This is a genomic window from Candidatus Firestonebacteria bacterium RIFOXYD2_FULL_39_29, from assembly GCA_001778375.1.
GTDB lineage: Bacteria > Oederibacteriota > D2-FULL-39-29 > D2-FULL-39-29 > D2-FULL-39-29 > D2-FULL-39-29.
The window spans coordinates 36,194-59,412 of the sequence record MFGV01000036.1 but is presented as its reverse complement, the minus strand read 5'-3'; the positions used below and the strand labels follow the sequence as shown (position 1 = coordinate 59,412).

The 23,219-nt window shown below is 38.8% G+C and carries 15 protein-coding genes and 1 tRNA gene; 2 read left to right on the top strand and 14 right to left on the bottom strand.

What is annotated here, in order from left to right; genetic code table 11:
- Window positions 1-127: 127 nt before the first annotated feature.
- The 5 genes from A2536_08685 to A2536_08665 form a co-directional block, all read right to left on the bottom strand.
- On the bottom strand, window positions 128-1,735 hold the full coding sequence (locus tag A2536_08685; protein OGF46831.1) for a hypothetical protein: 1,608 nt from the start codon (window positions 1,733-1,735) through the stop codon (window positions 128-130).
- Window positions 1,736-1,955: 220 nt separating this feature from the next.
- Complete coding sequence (locus tag A2536_08680; protein OGF46830.1) at window positions 1,956-2,711, bottom strand: hypothetical protein; 756 nt, start codon at window positions 2,709-2,711, stop codon at window positions 1,956-1,958.
- Between the two features lie 326 nt (window positions 2,712-3,037).
- Window positions 3,038-4,132, bottom strand: a complete 1,095-nt coding sequence (locus A2536_08675) for a hypothetical protein (protein ID OGF46829.1) — start codon at window positions 4,130-4,132, stop codon at window positions 3,038-3,040.
- 322 nt (window positions 4,133-4,454) lie between these two features.
- A complete protein-coding gene (locus tag A2536_08670; protein ID OGF46828.1) occupies window positions 4,455-5,516 on the bottom strand; it encodes a hypothetical protein in 1,062 nt (353 codons plus the stop codon).
- A 405-nt stretch (window positions 5,517-5,921) separates the two neighbouring features.
- A complete protein-coding gene (locus tag A2536_08665; protein ID OGF46827.1) occupies window positions 5,922-7,064 on the bottom strand; it encodes a hypothetical protein in 1,143 nt (380 codons plus the stop codon).
- A 198-nt stretch (window positions 7,065-7,262) separates the two neighbouring features.
- Between A2536_08665 and A2536_08660 the strand changes: the two genes are divergently transcribed.
- A complete protein-coding gene (locus A2536_08660) occupies window positions 7,263-8,147 on the top strand; it encodes a hypothetical protein (GenBank protein OGF46826.1) in 885 nt (294 codons plus the stop codon).
- 174 nt (window positions 8,148-8,321) lie between these two features.
- On the opposite strand, the gene A2536_08655 is transcribed toward A2536_08660, so the two are convergent.
- The 7 genes from A2536_08655 to A2536_08625 all read right to left on the bottom strand — a co-directional run bounded on the left by A2536_08655 (window position 8,322) and on the right by A2536_08625 (window position 20,169).
- Window positions 8,322-8,549: a hypothetical protein gene (locus A2536_08655; protein OGF46825.1), complete on the bottom strand. Its 228-nt coding sequence runs from the start codon at window positions 8,547-8,549 to the stop codon at window positions 8,322-8,324.
- 178 nt (window positions 8,550-8,727) lie between these two features.
- A tRNA-Arg gene (locus tag A2536_08650) sits at window positions 8,728-8,804 on the bottom strand.
- 125 nt (window positions 8,805-8,929) lie between these two features.
- Entirely contained in the window at window positions 8,930-9,817 is an 888-nt protein-coding gene (locus A2536_08645; protein OGF46824.1) for a hypothetical protein, read from the bottom strand.
- A 112-nt stretch (window positions 9,818-9,929) separates the two neighbouring features.
- On the bottom strand, window positions 9,930-11,261 hold the full coding sequence (locus A2536_08640; protein ID OGF46823.1) for a hypothetical protein: 1,332 nt from the start codon (window positions 11,259-11,261) through the stop codon (window positions 9,930-9,932).
- Window positions 11,254-12,690 carry a hypothetical protein gene (locus A2536_08635; GenBank protein ID OGF46822.1) on the bottom strand — a complete coding sequence of 479 codons (1,437 nt, stop codon included), beginning with the start codon at window positions 12,688-12,690 and terminating at the stop codon, window positions 11,254-11,256. The genes A2536_08640 and A2536_08635 overlap by 8 nt, the downstream gene beginning before the upstream one ends.
- Before the next feature lie 13 nt (window positions 12,691-12,703).
- A complete protein-coding gene (locus A2536_08630; GenBank protein OGF46821.1) occupies window positions 12,704-13,846 on the bottom strand; it encodes a hypothetical protein in 1,143 nt (380 codons plus the stop codon).
- A 104-nt stretch (window positions 13,847-13,950) separates the two neighbouring features.
- Entirely contained in the window at window positions 13,951-20,169 is a 6,219-nt protein-coding gene (locus A2536_08625) for a hypothetical protein (protein ID OGF46820.1), read from the bottom strand.
- A 357-nt stretch (window positions 20,170-20,526) separates the two neighbouring features.
- On the opposite strand from A2536_08625, the gene A2536_08620 reads away from it, so the two are divergent.
- Entirely contained in the window at window positions 20,527-21,462 is a 936-nt protein-coding gene (locus A2536_08620) for a hypothetical protein (protein OGF46838.1), read from the top strand.
- Between the two features lie 271 nt (window positions 21,463-21,733).
- On the opposite strand, the gene A2536_08615 is transcribed toward A2536_08620, so the two are convergent.
- Window positions 21,734-21,919 carry a hypothetical protein gene (locus tag A2536_08615; protein OGF46819.1) on the bottom strand — a complete coding sequence of 62 codons (186 nt, stop codon included), beginning with the start codon at window positions 21,917-21,919 and terminating at the stop codon, window positions 21,734-21,736.
- A 590-nt stretch (window positions 21,920-22,509) separates the two neighbouring features.
- Window positions 22,510-23,139 (bottom strand): Zn-dependent hydrolase, encoded by a 630-nt coding sequence (locus A2536_08610; GenBank protein ID OGF46837.1) that lies wholly within the window; start codon window positions 23,137-23,139, stop codon window positions 22,510-22,512.
- Window positions 23,140-23,219: the final 80 nt, after the last annotated feature.

Below are 23,219 nucleotides of genomic sequence, written 5' to 3'. Positions count from 1 at the left end.
ACGGACAATTTGCTAAGACAGGACTTTCACCTGTTAGACTAAACATTTTATTGGCTGCGCGTGAGGCTGCCCCTCTACTATCGCTCTACTTGTTCTTGACATTTTTTGTTTATATCAATTCTTGCTGTCAATAATTAATAGTCGCTGTCCCTTTTAAAAGATAGATCTTAACTCCGCTCTTATCATAGACCTTGGAAAGATACGGTTTTGAATCAAAACCCGGGTCTCCGATGTTTTTCTCAAAAGAACCGAAATACAGGTATTTTGCTTTGATATTTTTCAGCAAATCTACTCTAAAGTAATCAGAGGTATTTGTTTGATAGAAAACACCAGTAAGCTTTTTTTTCCTTTCAGCATTTAAGGTCTGGTCATAATGTCCGGCGTAAACCTTGCATCCGGTAAGACCCGGCATATAAACACCTGTCGAATAAAAAGCAAAAACCACCGTATCCCGTTTCAAGTTTTTATCCATCCAAAGAAAGGCTTCATAATCTCCGTTTGCAAGACAGTAATTATTAGGAAATATATTAAAAAAAATACATTCGTCAACAACATATCTTATATTTGAGGGTATTGTTATAAGTATAATAATAATCATAGTCGACAGAGAGTGTTTTTTTAAAAAAACATAATTCTTGCTCAAATATGGCCAAAGATATCTGAATAAATAAAGAGACGCAAGCAAGGCAAGAGGTACAGAAAGCCCAAGAAGCAATCTTCTTTCGAATCTAATAGGCATATAAGCCAGAATAAGATGGGACACAACCCAGGAAAGAAGAAATATCTCTGTTTTCTCAAGCTTTCTCCATTTTTTTATAGTAAAAGCAGCGGCAGCAATCAATATAAAACCATAACCCAGGAGATAGCTATATATCGTAGAGGAAAGGGTAAGCGTTTTTCCCCATTCCCTTAAAAATGGATCGTAAACACTTAACATATATTCATAAATCAATGCCGGCAGGGAAAGAACTACTACGCCAAAAAAACAAACCCAGCGTTTTCTATCCGCTTTTGTCCAGAGGAGAAACAATACTACGGTCCCATAAATTGTAGCGAAATCATACGGATGTACTAAACCAAGAAGAAACATTACAAAACCGGCGGAGTAAACTTTAATTCTTTCCGGGGATTTAAAAACCTTGAATAAAAGCATAAACGTAATAAGTATTAGAATTAAAGCCATCATAAAAAGTGGTTTTTCAAGTAAGGTTATAAAGATATTTGCTTCCGGGACCCAAAGATCCAGCGGTCCTATATTGTAAGTCTCCTTCAGGTACTGCAGCCATTTAAAGGGAAATAAGAAGCTAAGACCGGAAAAAAGTGAAACCAGGGCTACAAAGAAAAACCTTTCCGGGAAACTCTTTAGAAACAACTCTGAAAATTTAAAAAGCACAAGTATTAATACAACAACAAAAAACAATCTGATAAGCTGATAAGCAAATATCATTCCAAATCCTGTAATTTTCACAAACCAGCCGCAAACGACAAAGAAAGGATTGAAAAACTTCCCGGATTGCCTTTCTGTAGTGTAGTTACTTCCGGCTAAAATCTTCCCCTCTTCCGCCTGTTTTATCCAGGCTTGATAACTCGCCTGATCGTAATTATTACCCATGGTATAAAGAAATACATTTCCCGGAGGGGTATTGGCATCCATTATAAGATAAGGAACAAGAGTAATAATAGCGACGATAATAGCGAAGGCGGTCACGACAAGCCATGCTTTACGTTGGTTCAAAAGTTCCTCCTGTAAAATACTAAAGAACGTTACGGGTCCTCCAATGTTTTGGAGAGATCTCGCCTAACAGGCGGATATCGGGTGACGAGTTACGAGAAAATGCTTTTTCCACTTTACTCACTCTGTTTACTGTTTTTGCTTCCTCCGCCTAGGCGGATTTCGCGAAGCTTTATGGTTTAATATTTAGCCTTCGCTCAACTTGCTTCCTTTGCTTCTCCTGTCACTCCGGAGAAGATTGTAATTTTTTTATCTCTGCAAGCATCTTAAGTGCATTTGGTTTATCCAGCAGCTCAAAATCCGCCTTTGAAACCGGCTCCTCAATTTTCAACATGGTATTCAGATACTTCTCTGCTTCCATTAATTTTCCAAGCCTGATATAAACATTGGCGGTATCAATATATAAAAAAGTATATTTTGGCTGGTACTCCAGCGCCTGAAGTATCAGTTTTTCTGATTTTTCTATACTGCCGCCAAGAATGCCCGGCACTTCCGCGTAATAACTTGAGAGAGCGGAAATTGCACCGACATTTTTTGGATTCAGATCAAGAATAAGCTTAATTTCTTTTTTTATCTCCTTTACGGCTAATAAAGCATTTAAGATACCCCTAAGCTGTATGGTCCTGGCAGTATTTCCCATATACCAAAAATGCGCCACATCGGATTTTGGAGCCGCTGCAACAGCTTTTTTACCGTACATTATGCCCTGCTCAAAATAAGCTGTTTTAATCGTCTTATCCGGCTCGGTATCCCCCAGGTAAAAGTATATTTTGGAAGCCACAGTAAATATTTCACCGTTTATTTCACCCTCTTCAATACCTTTCAATATTGTTTTTTGCGCATCCTGTAGATTTTCTGTTCGAAGATGCCGGCTTTCCAGAAGTTGGTTCGCAGTTTGGATAGTTTTTGCATCAGAAAAAAGATATATGACCGGAAAAAACAGAACAAGTATTTTAAAAATCAATTGTAGAGGCTTCACTGCACCCCCATTAAAACAAATTTGAAACTTTAAACTCGAAATTCGAAACAAAACCAACAAAATGATAAATTCTAAAAATAATGCCAAAAACCACATAAACTCCGGCAAAAACTACATTTTCTGTACTTTCTTTACTTCACTTTCTGTATTTGATTCCTCTACTTCTTTTTCTGTCCCTGCTGTACTTGCTTCTTCCGCCTAGGCGGATTTCGCAAAGACTTATGGTTTGAAATTTAGACCCCTGAACCACTCAAAACTTCCGGGTACAGGTCCATGAACCCGACCGTTTCACGGGAGTGGTTCAAGGTTTGCTCAACTTGCTTCGATTACTTCACTTGCACATGAAAACCGTATATTTCCGCAATAACAAACTTCATTGTAGTATAAAACGGAATGGATATCAGCATTCCAAGGATGCCCAAGAAGAACCATCCGAAAGAAAGAACAATTAAAACCGTAACCGGGTGAATTTTTACTGCTTTTCCGATGATTAGCGGACTTATAACTATGTTATCAAGTAATTGTACGGATAACAAGACTCCTAGCACCTTTAGTATCCCGCTAAAAAACGGTTCATGTATAAAAAAAGACAGTGCTGTTCCCACGCACATACCTATAAAAGGACCTATTACGGGGATAAGATTTGAAAGTCCTGTAATAACACCAAGAATAAAATAGTATTCAAAACCAAGAAAATACAACGAGAACATTGTTATCAGACCTACAGTGGAAGCTACAATAATTTGGCCTCTTATATATCTGTTAATTTGGAAGCTCACACTAATTGCAAGTTTTTCCACTATGCCATGATACGAAACCGGTGCCGCTCTTTTAACTGCCTCTTTTATCTTTTTCCAATCTTTTAACAGATAAAACAAAGAGAATAACACAATCAAAACATTCATCAAACTTCCTGTCGCACTGCTTATCCAATTGATAATATCAGAAAACATCCCGACAATACTTTTACTTATTTCCGCCGTCATGTTCTGCGTGTTTTCAATAAGCAGGGATTTCAGCTCGGCAGGCTTTGAATTTGGAAAGTATTTTTCTGCCTTTAAGGAATATTCTCCAATTATTTCTTCTATTCTACCGGAGACAAAGGGAAGTTTGTCCTGTATTACCAATATTTCCTTGGCCGTAAAATCAATAAATATGAAGAGAAGCACGGTAACCACGGAAAAAATAACCATAAAATAGGTAAGAATAACCAAGACTCTTTTGATGCCTTTTTTTTCAAAATAGTCAACAGTGGGATTTAACAAATACGCCAGCACAAATGCAATTACAAAAGGCAAGAGTACCGCCTTAAGCCAGAAAACAAAGAGAATTACTGCGGCAAACCCGGAATAGATAAAGACCATGCGCAGTATTTTACTTTGTTTCTTGTTCCTCTTTTCCAACTTCTCTTTCAAGGTCATCCTTATTCCAAATAAGATTCCACAGATTACAAAACTTCAGGATTCTCCGCCTTTGGCGAGATCTCACCGAAGGTGGACACTGATACATGGACCATGTACCTGTAGTCTTGAATGGTTCACGATTTTTTCACTGACTGTATTTACTGTTTTTGCTTCTTCCGCCTAGGCGGATTTCGTAAAGGTTTAAGGTTCGATATTTAGACCCCTGTACCACTCAAAACTTCCGGGTACAGAACCATGAACCCGACCGTTTCACGGGAGTGGTTCAAGGTTCGCTCAACTTCCTTCTCTTACTGTACTTGCTTCAACTGCTGTTTCTGCTTTATTTGCTAATATTAATCGTCGGATTACTTGAATTGTTATTGTTATTCGTATTAATGTTAGTGTTTGAAATCACATTGGTATTTGTGTTTACATTATTTATATTAATAATCAAAGGCTGTTTTTCCTCTTTTTTCTTATCTTTTTTTTCCTCATCATCATCCTCGCCTTTGCCTTTTTTCTTTTTTACAACCACAACCGGTTTCGGTTTCACATAGGTATAATTATCGCTATAAGCAACTCTTGCTGTCTCAACCTCAACAAGCCGTTCCACAAAATTCGTCGAGTCTTCATACCTGCTCATAGTAATAAAAAACAAATTGGAGGCACCTATTATTTTTCCTAACTTTTGTATAGTTGCATCATCAACAGCTCCTGAAATCTGAAATTTTTGTTCATTAATTATTTTTTCTATAATATTTCTGTCTATCACCGAAAAATTAGGATACGAATTAAACTCTGTTATGAACATCTTCTCATAGGCAGAAGCTATGTAAGCTTTATCATTCTCAATAAGACCCTGGACATTTACGGAAATACTTGTGGTGGTTGTGTTTGCGCTGGGAATTATTGCGACACTTACTTTTGCACCTTCCAAGAGTTTTTTCTCAAGATTTGTATACATCCTGGACATATTCATCTGGCTTAGTCTTATTGCAATTGAAAACTCCGAAGTATATCTCCGAAATGTAAGATATGACATTTCATCGTATCTTTCACCTCTGATCAATTCCAAAAAGTGTTTTTTATTCTTTACTGTTTTTCCGTTTACAGCCACAACCTGGTCATCTCTTCTTAACTCCTTAAAAACATTCTGCCCTCCGATTATGGTATCAATCACTACCTTTCCCTCTGCTTCAGTTACTATAAATCCCGGAAAAGGAACACTATCAGTCTGCCGATTACGGTAAACATTATATGGAAGCGAAGAAAAAGCAAAATAACCCTGAGCCTGACAAACCAACACATCCGGTCCTCCAAACGGTGATTTTATAAACTTCCTCTCTTCCGCGCAACCGGTCAAAAACACTAAAGCAGCACACAAAACCAGAAATTTCCTCATTTTTCTCCTCCAATTTAAATCGATTTCACTGATTACAAAACTGCCGGATTCTCCGCCTTTAGCGAGATCTCACCGCAGGTGGACACTGACACAAAAATAATAATCCTATTATATTTGACTTTTTAAAATTTTCTAGATTCCTGTTTACCATTGTTTAGAACTAATTTACTTGCACATTTTACCACGATTTTCATATAAAATAAAGAGAAATACTAAACTAAAGATTCCCTTTACGTGCATTAAGAGTCCCCAAATAGACTTTTTGTTCAAAGAAATATATTTGTTCCCGGCGGGAAGCAGGCGGATAAAACTTCAACTCTTAATAAAAAACGATACATTAACGCAAGACGTTTTGGATGATTTCTTACGTGATTATCCTGAGCAACATGGAACGTGGAACCTTCGTTAGTATTTCCCGAATTCTTTCACCGTCTCATACATCTTCCAAAGATTTTCCATAGGAGTTCCCGGCGCAAGGTTATTACCTTCTCTTATAATAAATTTTCCATCCGCTATTCCCGACTGCAATATCCTTTTTGTTTCCGCCACTATCGCGGGAATATCATCTCTCATCAATAAATTTATGTTTGGTCCTCCGTATATTTCAACATCCTTGCCTAATTCTTTCCTTAGCCGGCCAAAATCGACAGGAAAGCCGGTATCAAACTGCATTATATTTAGTTCATCTCTTATCGTCTTAAAATGTCTGGTTGCATCTCCACACAAGTGTATCGAACCCGTACCACCTTCAGACAATTCAGCTGCCAGCTTTTTATGAAAAGGCAATACAAATTCCTTATACATCTCTGTGGAAATATTGGCAATACTATCATCAGCGAAGGAAATCCCTTTGCTTTTTTCAGGTTGGTTTGAGTATTTTCTGAAAGCTTTTATTCTTTTAATCGTTGCTTCTGTCAGAAAAGAAAACAGCTTTCTGACATAATCAGGATCCTCATAAAAATCGGTAAATATCTCGACCCCTCTCAGATTAACAGCTCCGGTCATAATCCCGTCAGTCCCGAGCCCGCTCATGGTTATTGATTTGATAGGAGAACCTTCGAAGCAAAAGCCCTCTTTTTGCTTCTTCATAAAATATTCATAATAATTAATTTTTGTCTTCATTATACCGTCAAAAGGATCCGGAATACCCTTATCAAAAAGAGCTTGCTTCTTATCGCCATTTAAAATAGGCTCCGTGTCCGGAACCTGCCCGTCTCTATAATGTATTTCAGCCCCAAACCAGGCGGCTTCAGAACAGTTCTGAAAGTCCACACTTACGGGAAGCCCGTCAGGCGGAATTCCCATAATAGCATCCTGAGGTACATTCAGTTTCAACCATCTCTGAAATTCCATTTGGACTTTAAGCATAACATCAGGATTCTCAATATACTGTTTAAAAGTTATTTTTTTGTTGTTCAATTTCGGATCCAGCAAAATCATGCGGGCATTACAACCTATAATCATCAGAACACGAACAGGTTTTCCAGCCAAATATGCATCCCATACATTTTTCGCTTCTTCATTGTGCTTTTTAAAATCCATTTTCATAAGGCCCCCTTTCAATCGGCAAATTACAAATTACGAATGACAAAAAACAATATATTGAGTTATGATATTCATCCACATATTGTACTTACCTCTCATCGCAAACTTTCATTTAGAGTAAAATTCCGCTTGCTTCTATAGTAATTATATCACAATACGATTTATATTGCGTTTATTTTTATATACAGTATAATTATATACATGAGAAAAGACAGACAAAAGATAATCTATAAAAGGTTTAAACTGACAGATTGCGGCTTTCCGGAAATACCGATTTTTGGCAGTTACAACACGGAAAAAGCGCTTCAACCCCTTGAATCACATACTCATAAGGGCTTTGAGATTTGCTATCTGGTAAAAGGACATCAGAATTACAGCGTTTTCGGAAAAGATTACCTGTTGAAAAGCGGAGATATCTTTCTCACAAAACCGGGAGAGATGCACAGCAGCGGAAGGCAGTCACAGGAAAAGGGGCAGCTTTACTGGATACATATTCTGCCTTTAACCGGCAATAAAAACATGTTTGGTCTTAATAAAGAACAAGGCAACCTTTTAGTCAAAAAGCTTCTTGGAATAAAAAAAAGGTATTTTCCTGCCTCAAGGAATCTGCACCGGGCTTTTACTAATATTCATCACCTGCTTCTACTTTCAAAATATCCGCTCAAAAATATCGCGCTTTCTAACGCGTTTGTTAACTTAATTCTGGAGCTTTTAAAATGTGCAACAGAAACAAACAAACAAGAAGAAGGCAACATGAACAGGGTCATTCAAAATATTGACGAAAATCTGGAGAACAATGTAAGAGTCCCTGACCTTGCTGTACACATGGGGCTTTCAACCTCCTGGTTTAAAGCCAGATTCAGAAAGGAAACCGGACTGCCTCCCGCAGAATATATACTGCGGAAAAAAGTATTAAAAGCCAGAGAATTTCTTGAGACCGGCAAAGGAAACGTCTCAGACGCCGCAATGAAGTTCGGTTTTTCATCATCCCAGCATTTTGCAACAGCATTCAAGAGATATAATAAACAAAACCCTTCTTTTTTTGTTAAAAAGAAGGGTTTTGTTTTAGTCTATAAAGGTCTATAAAAGTAAAATCATTGAAGGATATTTTTTGAGATTTTTTTATGGGTAACCAATAATACCACCCTAATCTAAAACTTTACAAACTTTATAAACTGTTTTTTCAGTACTTCCCGTAACTTCTTTCTTTCTCCACAATCATCCTCAGATTTTCATCGAGAAAACATTAAACAGCTTGATTTATTCTGCAGCGTCTCTCGCCTTTTTTATCACTTCTTCAGCCGCTTTTGCAGCAGTATTCGCCGCATCCTGAGCTTTATCAATTTTACTCTTGGCTGTATCAGCACCTTGATTCAGTACCTGACTCACCGGTTTCCCCGCATACTTTATCGCAAGATATACCACCACGAACAAAACCAGTACGAATATGACTACTTTGATGTATGATGCGCCGGTCTGTTTTTTCATAAATAGTCCTCCTTTGAATTAAGACAACTGTCTAAAAGTCCATAACGTCCATAAAGTCTATAAGGTCTTTCTTTAACGGAGTTATAATATATTAGAATAACTCAAATACCGCTTTACTCACTTCTTTTACTTTGTCTACTTCCTTTTCTTCCCTTTCTTCTCGTACTTCGTACTCAATTGGTGCGCCCGGGCAGAGTCGAACTGCCAATCACCAGCTTCGGAGGCTAGTGCCTTATCCAATTAGGCCACGGGCGCGTTATTACCTGCAAAAACAGGGTATATTTTGCTTTTAAATATATTATATTATACTATATTGAAGGAGAATTTAGCAGAGGTAAAAGAACTTGTCTTGAAAGCGGCTATTATTTTATGGAAATATACTATTTTTCCATAATATTATAAATATCCGCTATTCTTGAATACATTACGTTTGCAAAATATATCAAAGATAATCTATTGTTGTTCTCTTCTTTCGAAGCTTTTGCCTGATCTTTTTCGTGTTTTTCGACAACACCCTCTAAATTATGACAAAGACCCAGGAGAACAGAAAAAGCTTCCTCGTACCCCTGTATACCTATTGCAGAAAAATATTTTACCTCATTATTACGAATATTTTCAAACAATTCTATCTCTTCTTTATATTTTAGCAACTCAGTCTTAATAATACTTGGGTCAAAGTCCCTGGGCAAAATTTCAACAGCTTTAGAGAAAGAAGCAACTATTTTCGTAAATTCTCCTATTTTAATAGTTCTCCCTCCGGCAGATTCCACCTGCAAGAATAAATTATAGACTCTGTCAAAATCAATTTTAAGCGCCGCTTCAGTAATCAGAGATCGCTGTCTTAAATCCAGAACACCGGCTGTACGGGCCTTTTTAAAGAATTCAACTATTTTTTTTAAAATCATCATTTTTTCAGGTACAAAATAGCTGTTCATAATCTCAAGCAGGCAGCCAGCAAGCTTTATTCTATCAAACAGGCCAAACCTTGTAACTCTTATTCCGACATAATATTTATCAGAGCTTTTTGAGATCCACATAACCTTACCCGTAAGATTCTTGAATTCTTGTCCGTTTGGAAGAATAAAGTTTATCTTAAAGATCATTCCAATCTCATAATGCCCTTTTGTTTCTAAGGCAATCCCCCCGAGACTGATATTATTAATATCTCCGATTAACCTGATATTGGTACTGCCTTCAACATCTTCCAAAACAAGTTTGGTCATTATTACAGATATCCTCTTATGCTTTCTTTTTTGCTGTTCTGCCATGTTTTTCTGTTTCTCCCATTACCCCGCTAAAAAATGAAAAATATCCAACACTAAGTTCAGATACAACAGCTACAATTCCTACCAGCATTTACCGGCTTATCCAAAACATTTTCTAACGTGACTTTTTAACATTATCTTTACTTAATCTATAAATACTTCCTATACCATCAAACACCATCCAGAAATAGTCCCGGTCCGAAGTAAAACCGGAAAATTTTCCTTTTTTGCTTTTAAGGGTTTCGTTTTGAAATTTCTCAACTTCAAGTAAATTATAAATGCTCTTATGAAAGTAAATAATGCCGGAATCACGGTCTCCGGAAATAATATTAGTCCCGTCCCAGTAAAGCGTAACAGGACTTTCCCCGGGACTTTGAAGACTGTAAGACATGGTCAGTTCATTATCCATCCAGTGCTTGCTTATCTTCTTTGAAGTAGCGTCACAAAGCCAAATACTGGTTCCGTCAAACATTAATCCGGAAGGGGACTGTTCCTGAACTTTATATGTTTTAACCAGAACCAATTCATTATCTATTCTGAATTTAGTAACAGTCCTATCCCAGGAATCAGTGACCCACAAATACTCATTAATTATTGCAAGACCTGAAGGATGAAGATCACCCGTGCTAAAGGTTTTAAGAAGCGTCAGCTTCTCGTCTAACTTATGCTTATAGATACTTTGGGAAAACCAATCACACACCCAAAGATATTCCCCGGATCTGTATATTCCTGAAGGGTGGAAATAAGATACCGGATATATTTTTTCTTTTGCTGATATGACAGGAAGATCGATAACAACCTTTTCCTTCTTTTTTTCTACCGCAATATCAGGTTTTATTGAATTTTCAGTTTTTATTGCTTCCGTTTTTCTTTCGATCCGCTCAATTTTGACAACACTGTCAGAATTTTCAACTGATAACTTATTTTTCGCTTTTCTGTTATATAAATTGTTAATCTCCAAAACACTGACTAAAACCAGAAGAAAGACAGCTATTCCAATACCCAAATATTTAAGTTTTTTTCTGGCAACATCCGAGACATATTGGCTTTCCTCAATATCCATAGAAGCATTCAAACCACTTTTCCCGCTCTTAATCAGTATCTCCCGGCTAATTCTCAAGATATCGGAATTTTTAAAAGGTTCTTCAATAAAATCGTAAGCTCCGGATTTGACAGCTTGAATCGCAATCGAAAGTTCATCCAGACCGCAGCAAAGAACAACAGGTAAATCCCTTTTCTTTTTATTTACAAGATCCAGAATCCTTATTCCGTCAACATCATGGAGACGGGAAGAAACAAAAACCAGATCAAACTCCTGTTTCTCTACTAAACGGATCCCCTCCTGCCCGCTTCCGGCTTCAGCAACATTAAAACCTCTCGGTTTTAAAACTTTCGAGAAGTTGCTTCTTACGGCTGTTTCATCGCTAATTATCAGAATATTAAGCATCCAATTTTCCTTTATAGAAAGTCAGGTGAACGACAGTCCCCAAATCCTTTTTGCTTTCAATTATTATGCTGCCTCTGTTCAAAATCATATTACGCTTAACTCTCGACAAACCCATACCTTCTCCATTCTCTTTTGTAGTAAAAAATGGAAGAAATATTTTATCATTTATCCGGGGGTCAATTCCGATACCCGTATCGCTTATTGATACTTTAAGGTATTTACCCGGCCCGATTACCGCACTATCCGCAGAAATAGTCAGAACTCCCCCGTTTGTCATGGCTTCAACAGCATTTTGCAGAATATCATTTAATATTGCTTGCATTGTTTCTCTGTCCCCGATGCAATTCTGGACCAATTCATCATGATTATATACAACTTTAATATTCTGTTTTTCTATTTGCTCGGTATAATAATTCAGAACTTTCTTTATGCTTTCATAAATATTTATCTCCGCAATATTCATAACCGGAACTCTTGAAAGTTCCAGATAAGATTTAACGGCTTTCGCAATAGTATCTACCTCAAGAAGTGTTGAGGCAAGGTCTTTTCTAACATTCTCCTCGTCCTCCGGTTTCTGTTTTCTATTCTTTATAAGCAGCAGTTTATCGGAAATCAACTGAATAACACCGCTAACTGAGTTAACGCAGCTTCTCAAACGAAGAGATATTCCTGCAGCATTCTCCTCTATAAGCTCCTGATACTTTTTCTCCAAAGCTGCCATATTCCTGTTCCAGACTGCAGAAATCTCCTTTTCCCGTTCTGCAAAGCCGGAAAGCATTTTCTTTTCCCGTTCTCCGGTCTCCTGCAAGATCATCCCCAGCCTGTTTCTCAGCTCAGCAATATTTTGATTAAGCCCTTTTGTTTCCTCTTCTTTTTCTGTTAATTTACTTTCCAGAATTTCTTTTTCCTGCGTTACATCCTTGCACTCTTCTTTGGCCAAGACAAGCTTCTTTTCATATTCTTCTTTCATGTTCAACACACAAGCTTCACTTTCATTTTTTAATCTTTTATTATTTTCGTTTTCTTTCTTCACCCTGATAATATTTTCTTCCATCTGTTTCAGCTCTTCACTTAAAGCCACAAGGTCTTTTCTCCTTTCTTTATCAATATTTTCCCATTCCCGTTCATTCCTGGCCGCTCTATTTTCAGATTCTCTAAGGCTCAATTCCTTTTCTGCCAAACGTTTTTCAAGTTCAGAACAGGCTGTTTCAAGATGAATTATCCGGGTTCTTTGCCCTTCTAATTCATTTTTTATTTGACTGTCACAACTATCCCGCTCCAGTTTCAATCTACCGCCGATATCATCCTTTATATACTGGGTCAAAAGATCCAAATCAGCAAGAATCTCCCTGTTAAAGGTATTATTCCGTAATTGCTCACGGAAAGCTGCCATTTTATCTAATATGTCGTTAATTATTTCATCAGTCAATGCAATATTCCTTTTACTGAATTTGTTTTTGTTTCGGTATTAAAAGAACAGTTCCGGGTACCAAAGTACCAACTTTAATATTGTCCTTATTTGCTTCATAGATCAAGGTCCAGAGCTTTGGGTCATTATAAAACTTTATCGCCAGACTCTTTAAAGTATCTCCTGTTTGAACAGTATAGCTCTCCTCTTTTTCATGCAGGAGCTTCCGGTTTTCTTCCGCACTGTTTGAAGAAGACGTAATTACCAGTGTACTGATATTTTCCGTTTGAGCTGAAGTTTTTACTTCAGGGACAGGAATCAGAACCTTCGTCCCATTTTCTGAAAGTTGAGAAACGATTTTAGATTTTAACGGGTTTTCAAACCTGAATGAAATACTGGTTTGATGTGTCCCTGCCGTACCTGAAAAACCGGACAGGGGATAGCTGAAAGAATAATTAAAATCAAACTGGTTTTCCCTGTAGCCGATTCCTAGAGTTATTTGTTTTAGTCCGCGGTCATAGATCTGAAAACCGCTCCTGATAACAAGGCGCTTTTGTAAAAGCCAGCCTTCTCCGCCAATGCTGATGGTCCCTTTCGAGTTTTCCAGTTTACCATCAAGCTCAAAGTTCATATCATCCACGGAATAAGCTAAACCCATTTTAATGCCCAGCGGCGGTTTATCCGGTATTCCAAGCCCAAAATCCGGCTGTAGAATATTGGAGATGGTGAGTCCTATCTTAAGCGGAAGAGTCGCAATTACAGCCAAAGCTCCGACATCACCGCCAAAACTCTTTTTCGTATAACCATTAGAAGTAAAAAGTGGATCTATAACGGTATAAGCATCGGACAGATATTCAGTTGAATAGTATTTTAAACTGGCACCCAGATAGAAATTTTCAATAAATTGCTGACCGCAAGAAAAGATAAGAAGATTTTCCTGATAACTGCCGGCAAGCCCTGCATTCTGCCACGCAATACCAAACCCGCCCAATTTATCGGCTCCTACGGCAACTGCAAGGGAAGAATTTCCTATATCACTCCCGTCCGTAAGACCCATGAATCTTTTGCCGTAACCCAGAGTTACTTCTATGTTTTTCATAGGGGCAAGACCTGCCGGATTATAAAAAACATTCAAAGCAGTTTCTGACTGGCAAATAACAGCATCGGCAGCACCCATGCTTCTTGCCAAAGCACCATCGTCGCTGAAAGCGCCGAATGCATTGCTATGCATAAATAAAACTGTGCATAGACATAGTAGCCTATGTAGTATTTTCATTAATCTCATTTTGCAAGCACCACCGTTCCGCTGATAACGTTACCGTCAACTTTAAACTGATAAAGATATATTCCTACACCCGCAGTATTCCCGCTTCTGTTCTTTCCATCCCAATAATAGTACGTTCCGGTAGGATCCAATTGCAGATCAGCTGCTTCCTCACCGGAATATTCATACACTTTTGCAACGACTTCATTATCCTTCGGATTTTCGATGTAGAACCGTATCTGGTCGTTTACCCCGTCGTTATTAGGGGTAAAGATCTTTTTTGGCACCACCTGATTCAGCGCAAAAGCCGTTGCACGTACCGAAGCTTTGGCTTTATACATTCCCAGTTGCTCGGTTTTTATAGCTATTGTTTTTGCCGCCGTATTAAGCACGCCTCCGAGTTTCACCCATTCCACACCGTTATAATAAAAGATAGCGACATCCTGATCCTCTATATAAGTTCCGGCAGTTACACCGGTAAAAACAGCCGGGTAATGTATAGTTATCGTCGCCTGCGCACTCAATCTGGAAATTGCTTTTCCGTCAACAAAACCGCTGGCTTTCATTTCAAAACCAATACCCCGATTCGACGGCAAATTTACGGGATCAATACTCACCTTACTGTCTTTTTCCAGCGCCAGGGCAGGTATGGATATTTTTGTGAGGACATCCGCCGGATATTCAACTTCCGCGCCGGCGCTTGCAAGAACTACGGTTCCGTAAAAGTAAGAAACGTTAAAGTTATTGCCGCTGTCAACGCAATCATTCGCTGCGTTAATTTTTGTACCGCCTCTAGCGTCACAATCTTTAAAATCTACTCCCGTAACAGAAGCAGTTCCGCTAACAGTCAGGTAGAAGGTTGAACCTGTCGTACCGGATCTGAGCTTTATCTCCCTTGTTGCATCAGCAATCAGAGTAAATACCCCAGCAATAAGGATACTTTCACCTGCAGTAGTTGTGATAGAAATATTATTTTCAAGACATTTAAACTCCGTGCTGCTTCCTACAGTTATCCCGCTGTTTGTAAGATTATCTTTCAAGCTTACGATTGTTCCTGAACCGCTGATAAGAAGCTTATTTAAAACATTTCCGTTAGTTGTAAGATTTCCGGAAGCTGCAAACTCCAGTGTACCTGTTCCTGCCGTAAAAACACCGGCAGAAGCGGAAAAACCGCCTTTTACTTTTAATATTCCGCTCCCGCAATTAAAGTTACCCGCAGTTAAAGAGGCGGTCCCGTTAACGGTAAAAGTTTTACCCGCAGCAAGTGAAATTATGCCTGAATATACACCCGTCATTGAAAAATTATTTACAGAGACATCACTACTAATACTGCAATTTGCAGAGCCGGTTTCAAAAGAAATATAATCCGTACTTAATGGAACGGACCCCGTATTCCAATTTAACGGATTGAAATAATTATTATCAATTGTTCCGTTCCATTTTGGAGAACTAAAATTAATATTAGTATTATTCCCCAAATTAGCACAACTTGTTGTTGCGTCCAGCGCAGATCCGCCGGAGGCATCACAGTCCTTTATGCTTACCTTTGAAAATATCACACTCCCCGAGTTGTTAAGATAAAAATCGGCTCCGCCGACACCGGACAGCGAGATATTCGACACTGCTCCTCTTATGTCCAACGTCCCCGAAGCATTTACAGTGATAACTCCAGAAGGAACAACAGTAATGTTTACACCGCTTGTTACGCACGAAAATGATGCATTGCCTCCTATATTTAAGTTTGCAAGATTAAGATTAGTAATTGTATCCAGAACTGTACCCGCTCCTGATATTATCAGATTATTATAAACCGAAGTCCCGCCTGTAATTCTCTGCGAACCGCCTTTATTGAAAATTACAGATCCGGTACCCGCACTGAAAATATCGCTATTCGCAAAATTCCCCTTTATCGTTATATTATTACTTCCTGCTTGCACCGTCCCGCCGTTTATTGTCAGGTCATTTTGAACATTAATAGAATCCTGCAATACAAAAACCGCGTTACCTCCACCGTCATCAAAGACCAAGGAGTTGATCGTACAGTTATTTCCTCCAGTACTTATATTTTTTGTCCCGGTTGCCGCAGAAAATGTTAAACCCGTACTGCCCGTCGTAAAACTGCCGCCATTATTCTGAAAATTCCCTTTTAAAGCATTTCCCTTTCCGTTAAAATCAAGAAGACCATTTGTCGTTATCGCCGCATTATTATTTACCGTCAAAGTATTTTGCGGCCTTAGCGTAGCATTGGCCGAGACGGTAAGGTTACCATTTACCGTAAGCGCATCCTGCGGATAAAAGAGAGCATTCCCGGTTACTGTGAGGTTACTGAAAGGCGCTCCACCTGACGTTATATATACCGTACCCGTAGAAGCAGTCATTATCACGGTGCCTGTAGCAGTATAAGTCCCTCCGCTTTTATTCCAATTTCCTTTGCAATAGATTATATTCCCGTTATCAACAATTGTTCCGCCCAGAAAGTTCATATCCGAGTTAATCGTAACAGTAGCGGTATTGACAGTAACAGTTCCTGTGTAAGTAGCGGCCATAGTAAGTCTGCCCAGGGCAGAAGGAACATCTATGATGCAATTATTTACGCCGTCAAATATCACATTGTCATCAAATAAAGGAACAAAGTTAAGGTCCCAATTCGCGGAATTGCTGTAATTTTTATTCAACCCGCCGCCTACCCAGGTTACAGAAAGGAAAGTAACATTAGTATTCCCCCCGGTATTTATACAGTTATTGGAAGCATCAACCGTATTTCCTGTCGCTGTGCAATCCCCTATCTTCACCCTGGAAAATGTAACAGTTCCAAGTACGGTTTTATTTAACGAATAAGGATTACCCAAAGAGCTTGAAGCCAATACTATTTCATCACCTAATTGCGGGCCGGTAAACTGTAGCAAGCCGTTTACGGTAATCAGTCCGCCTGCGGTTATTGTTACAGCATTATCCGCTTTACCACAAACCAAAGAGGACCCGTTATCAATAGTAATTCCGTTTAACTGGATGTTATTGGAGATACTTAGATTTGTTGTTCCGGTAACGACTATTTTCCCGATATTATTACTGTTGGCATTTACTACCTGGGTGGTGCCGCCGTTAAAGATTACCTGACCGCTGCCGGTATCCGGATTAAAAGTTGCCGTAAGAATGGTAAGGTTGCCGTTCAAAGTAAGATTATTGTTTGCACCCTGGTAAATATGCGCGCTCGCCGCCGAAGTTGAAAGATTTGTAAACGTGCAATTTCCCGCGAGGTAGATCTTTTCATTGGTTGAAAGAGTTGTACCCGTAGTAAAAACAACATTGCTTAAGTAAATCGACTGGTTCAATAAATTTAACGCCGTCCCGCTGAAAGTACAACTCCCGGGCGATTGCAGGGTTACGGGTTTTGTAGAGTTAAAGACCTGAAAGTACCCGTCATTTGTAATAACTCCTCCGTTCTCCACATTTAAAGTCGTGGTCAAAGAAGTACCGTTTAACTGGAAAAGCCCTCCGGAAAGAATCGAAACATTATTAACCGTAGCTTGTTCTTCAAATTTGACGGTTGAACTTGAACCTATTTCAATATTGCCAAGATCTTTATTTCCTATCCGGACTGTCTGATTTCCGACGTTATTAAAATATATCTTTCCTGTCCCCGCATCCTTATTGAATGTGGCTCCTGAATCCACAAGAAAATCCCCTTTAAGAGTCAGTGTGAAATTCGTCCCCTGCGTAAAGACCGCCTGGTTATTAAGCATCAATCCGTTAAAAGTACAGCTTCCACCCAGAATCACAGTATCATTTGTATTCAGGGTAAGTGCCGGAACCATACTGATATTTTTCAAATAAAATATTTTACCTGAACCGGAGATGAAGCCTCCTGCACCGTCAATGTTTGCCAAACCATCCGACTCAAATCTCAACTCGTTTACATCACTCAGCACCTGAATAGTTCCGCTGTTTAAAAGCGTCTTGCCGTTATTTATGGTAAAAATTACGGAATTTGAACCTGCGTTGATTTGCAAAACTGCCCCGGAACTTACGGTAAGATTATCCGTCTTTAAATTTTTAGTGATAGAAACCGTCCCGGAACTTACGGTAACATCGCCCAGATCCTGACTGTTTGAAATAATTTCTTTGGTCGAAGCGCCTTCGTAAATAATTTTTCCGCCTGCGCCTGAAGCGCCTTTTAATATATTCCCTTGCGCTCCCACATTAAACACTCCGGAAAAATAAATAAACGGGTCATTCACGGAAAGATCCATTACGCCGTCGCTTACGGTCAGATTCCCGCTTACACGGATCCCTGCCGCTGAAGAAAAGACAACTTTTCCCGGTGTACCGATGTTATTAACAATAATCTCTTCAAGTATATTGCCCGACATATTAACCGTCTGGTTAGTGGAGCCCGTAAAAGACAACACGCTTTGAGATGCAGTCAAAGGACTTGTACCGGAATCCCAGCTACCAAGGATATTTAGAGCGCTGCCTCTAAAATCAAAAGCCCCGCTTGGAATACTGACATTCCCCTGGATGGTTATCGTTTTTGCCGTAGCATGGAAGACGGCAGCATTGTATAGCCCGAAATTATTTGCAATATTCACATTTGACAAAAGACTGATAGCACCTGAGTTTATGCTTACATTTCCAAGCGGCACCGAAGTTGTCAGTGTCTTGGTCCCGGTCAGGGCCAGAGTAGTCGTGCTGTTATGAGTAAATACCCCGGTAACAGCAACATCTCCGGAAGTACTTATTACTGCCGTTCCTGCCGCTATAAAGGTTCCCGAAGAAATAAAATCCCCGCAGGAAATATCACCCGTAGACGTATTTAGTATACCGCTGTTAGTAATATTCCCGGAAACAAGAAGCTTATAAATATTTAAATTATAAGTCGCCCCGCTGTTCACCGTAAGATTATTCGCAAGAGAAATATCCCCGAGAAGAGTTATAGCTCCGGAAACGATTTGCAGGTCGTAAAGAGCAGGAACAACACTCAAAAGTTTTGTTCCGGTCATGGCAAGTGTAGTCGAACTGTTGTGCATAAAGGTTCCGCTGATCATTACATCGCCAAAAGTACTGATTGTTGTCGTACCCGTAGCGGCAAAGGCACCCGAGGAAGTAAAATCCACGCAGCGTATTTTACCGGTAGAAGTATTTAGAACGCCGGAATTATTAATATTTCCCGCAATCGAGAGATCGTTGGCAGCAAGGTTCAGCGTTTGAGCAACAGTAACTGAAAGGTTCCCGGACAGAGACAGGGAAGTTGTCAGGGTTACCGCACCAGAGATTACATTAAGGTTATACAAAGGCACGGTCGAACTTAAATTTTTCGTTCCGCTCATGTAAAACGAGGCAAAATTACTATGGGTGAAAGTTCCGCTTATTGCTACATCACCCGTCGTACTTATGGCTGTTGTGCCGGAAGAACTAAACGCACCTGTAGAGGAAAAGTCCGCACAGGAGAGATTCCCGGACACATTGGTAAGCGTTCCCCCATTGCTGGAAATATTTCCCGCAGTGAAAAGATTATTAGTGCCTACTTCCAGTACTGCGCCGCTGTCAACAGTTAGAGCTCCGACCAGCGTTATCGAGTTGTTAAAAGCAATAACACCGGAAACAATCGTCAGATTATACAAGGGCACAGTGGAAGACAAACTTTTCGTTCCGCTCATATATAGTGTCGTAGAGCTATTATGAGTGAAGGTTCCGCTTATATCTACGTTACCTGAAGAACTGATAACCGTAGCCCCTGAGGCGGTAAACGTATTAGAACTAATGAAATTACTGCAATTTATTACGGCACTTGAGGAAGTTAAAGATCCGGTATTGGTAAGATTTCCCGTTGATACAGTTGCTGCCCCGCAAATTAATACCGAGGTATTTCCAATCGCAATACCGGAGGAAGCATTCAAAGTGGTGTCCAGTTTAAGTGTTGCCCCGTTAGTAATTACAAGAGAAAGTACTGAAGCCGCGCCTGTTATTGTAACATTCGTCGCACCCGTGTCGATTAACGCGTTATCACCGCTTCCGGGACCACCTGCCCCGGCATCCGGAGCCCAATTAGTGCCAGTAGACCAATCCGAATTACCGCCGCCGCCATCCCAAACGTAATCAGCAGCCTGAAAGGTAGAAGCAAATAATATAAATATTAATAATAATATTTTTGTGAGTTTGATTTTCTTCAAGGCATGAAATAAAGCAATAGGAAATAGTGCAAATGCAAAATAACAGGTTTTATTACACTGATGCATTGCTCCTTTCCTTTAGCATTTCCCTATCATTTTAATAAAATTAAGGCACTTAAGCCCGGTAACATAATACTGTTAACCTCTTACTGTTTAACAGTTTACATTGAAAAATAAGCAATTTTAATTATTTTACCCTAAAATACCAAATATGTCAATGTTATATAGATTACAGTCGGATATCTCTTTTAACTTAATACTCTCAAGGAGAGAGAGAATCCTTATCTTACCTTTGGCTCAAAGAAGGGATGTTTTCATTATATAATAATGTATTCTTGTATTAAGCTGCTTTTTTATAGTAAAATATACCAATGGTTTAGCAAGTATGCCGTGTGTCTAATGTTTTTTGAAGGAGTACTTATGATAAAAAAATATGCTGTCGCTGACGGCAAACTTATAGAAGCAGTTAACCAGCCCGCTTTGATCTCTATATATGTGGATCCCGACGAACAGGAAAAGAAATACCTAATAACAGAAAAAAAGATTAACGAACATACTATTTTATCCGCTCTGGACCCTCATGAACTCGGACGTATTGAATTTGTAGCGGACCATATAACTTTAATCCTAAAAACTCCGAAAAGCTATTGTTCTGAAGATGATTTTCTTTTCAAAGTCAAGTCATTCGGACTTTTTATTTTCAGCGACCATCTTATTTTGTGTCTTGCAGACGACTTTCCAATTTTCGAGAGCGAGTATTTTAAAAATATCGGAAATATCCAGGATGCTATCTTAAAACTTATTAATCAGTCTATCGGGCACTTTGAAGCCCATCTAAAAGTAATTAATATGGTAAATGACGAACTGGAAAGCGAAATAAACACCTCCGTAACAAACCAGCAGCTCCTTAATATGTTTAAACTGGAAAAAAGTCTGGTTTTTTATCTGAACGCTATAAGTTCAAACAGTCATGTCATTGACAAAGTAAAAATAAATGCCGCCAAATTTAATTTTTCACCCGCCCATCTTGAACTCTTAGACGATCTGGCGATAGAAAACGTGCAGTGTTATAAAATGGCGGAAATATACTCTCAGGTTATATCAGGCTTAATGGACGCAAGAGCTTCACTCATCAGCAACAATCTTAATTTCATGATGAAGAATTTAAACGCACTGGTGATTGCAGTGGCTGTCCCAAGCTTCTTTGCAGGCGTAGGCGGTATGTCCGAATTTATGAATATTTTTGGAGCAAAAAACACAACACTCAGCTACTCGCTTTTTGTCCTGGGAATGATAATTATAGGCGTTGTGACTTTCTTAATTATAAAAAAGACAGAAAAATTCTGGAAGGACTTTTAAAAAAGCTATTTCACTGACCCTGTACCACTCTTTTCATTCGGGTACAGGGCTATGAACCTGAAACATGAATGGTTGATTGTTACAATACTATATGATTCTCCGCCTTTGTCCCGCCTATTGGCGAGCTCTCAAACAGCATTATAGCGGACGAGATATCACCACAGGTGGACACTGATACAAGATATGGGTACAATGAACTAAAATCTGAAAATCTCCCCATCTTTATTTCTATACTTTTCTATGCAGTAAAAAATAGTTTTTTTTAACTATTTTAATTAATTTTATACTGTTTTTTTATTATTTTCTCCGCCTCCAGCCAATCCTGCAAATCGTTTCCATGTTTACCATTTCTTTTGACAAATAGCTCGTACGCCTTTTTTTCTATTTCCTTCAACAACTTCTCTTTGCTGACACTGTTATTTGCAGCAGGTGAAACATTTACTTTTTTTACCGCCATGATTCCTCCTTTTTTTGAATACCTTTAATAAATTACATACAAAAACAAATTATTTAATACTCCGGTCTAGTCTTAAAGAGAAGGGCGGAAGTTTCATTTTTAATATTCTTTAGCCCCCTTTACGGCTTCTCTTTACCAGTGTTTAACTCTATTTAATTGTATTTTACTACTTTTTTTCAAAAAAACAAGCAATATTTTTCCCAGAGGCTCCGAAACAAATGAATTAAGCCATATCTTTTTGAAAATATTTTAGTACTATTTATTATAGCATTGCCAAAGCAAATGCACCAACTATCTTTAGGATTCTAAATAATTGCGAAAATCAAACAGATTATAACTGATGGAATCGACTTTATTTGGCTTACCCTTGAATGCGGAGATCCGGCTCATGTAAATCCCAGCTAAAAGAAGGCGAAGTCATCAGATTCCGTGGATGTAAATCATGCAATTAAAAATACTTCTGCAGGTGATGCCAGTTTCTTCATGGAAGAAAGGATCGAGGGATAGCAAAAACAAATTCTAAATTCAAAACAACATCTTAGTATTTATATTAATGGACTTTCTTAAGTTTAGTGCTTAGTGTTTTGATCTTAGTACTTTTCTTTAATAACAACCTCTATTCCTGTACCTTTCAGCCATTCTTTAAACTTTTTAGCGTCCTCTATTGTCCCCACAACGCCTGAACCATAATGCATCGGGATAGCTATTTTTGGCTTAATTGTCTTTGCGGCTTCAACTGCTTCTTCAGCAGTCATCACATATTTTCCGGAGACCGGAAGCAGGGCAATATCACATTTAATATCTTTCATCTCCGGAATAAAATCAGTATCTCCGGCATGATATATCCTCACACCGTTGATTGTAACGATATAACCGTTTTTATTTGACTCTTTTGTGTGAAATTTCTTATTTATGTTGTACGCAGGAACCGCTTCTATGTCTATATCTCCAATCTTAATCTTTTCTCCGGGAAGAAGTGCCTTTGCTCCTTTAAGCTTTTCTGCAGCATCCTTAGCCGCAATAATTACAGTTTTTTCGCCGACAAACTTCGCAATATCGTCAGGAGACATATGATCCCCGTGCTCGTGTGAAATAATTATAATGTCTGCAGGAGGATAACTGTCTTTAACCTTTACCTTATACGGATCTATGCAAACAGACGCATTCTCCCCTTTAATTAAAAACCCGTCATGCCCCAGCCAGATAATATTCTCAGCCATCTTCATATTCGCCCCTTCTTCTGCCGCATTTAAATCTGCAAATAAAATAACTAAGACCGCCATCAGAGTAAAAGAAAGTA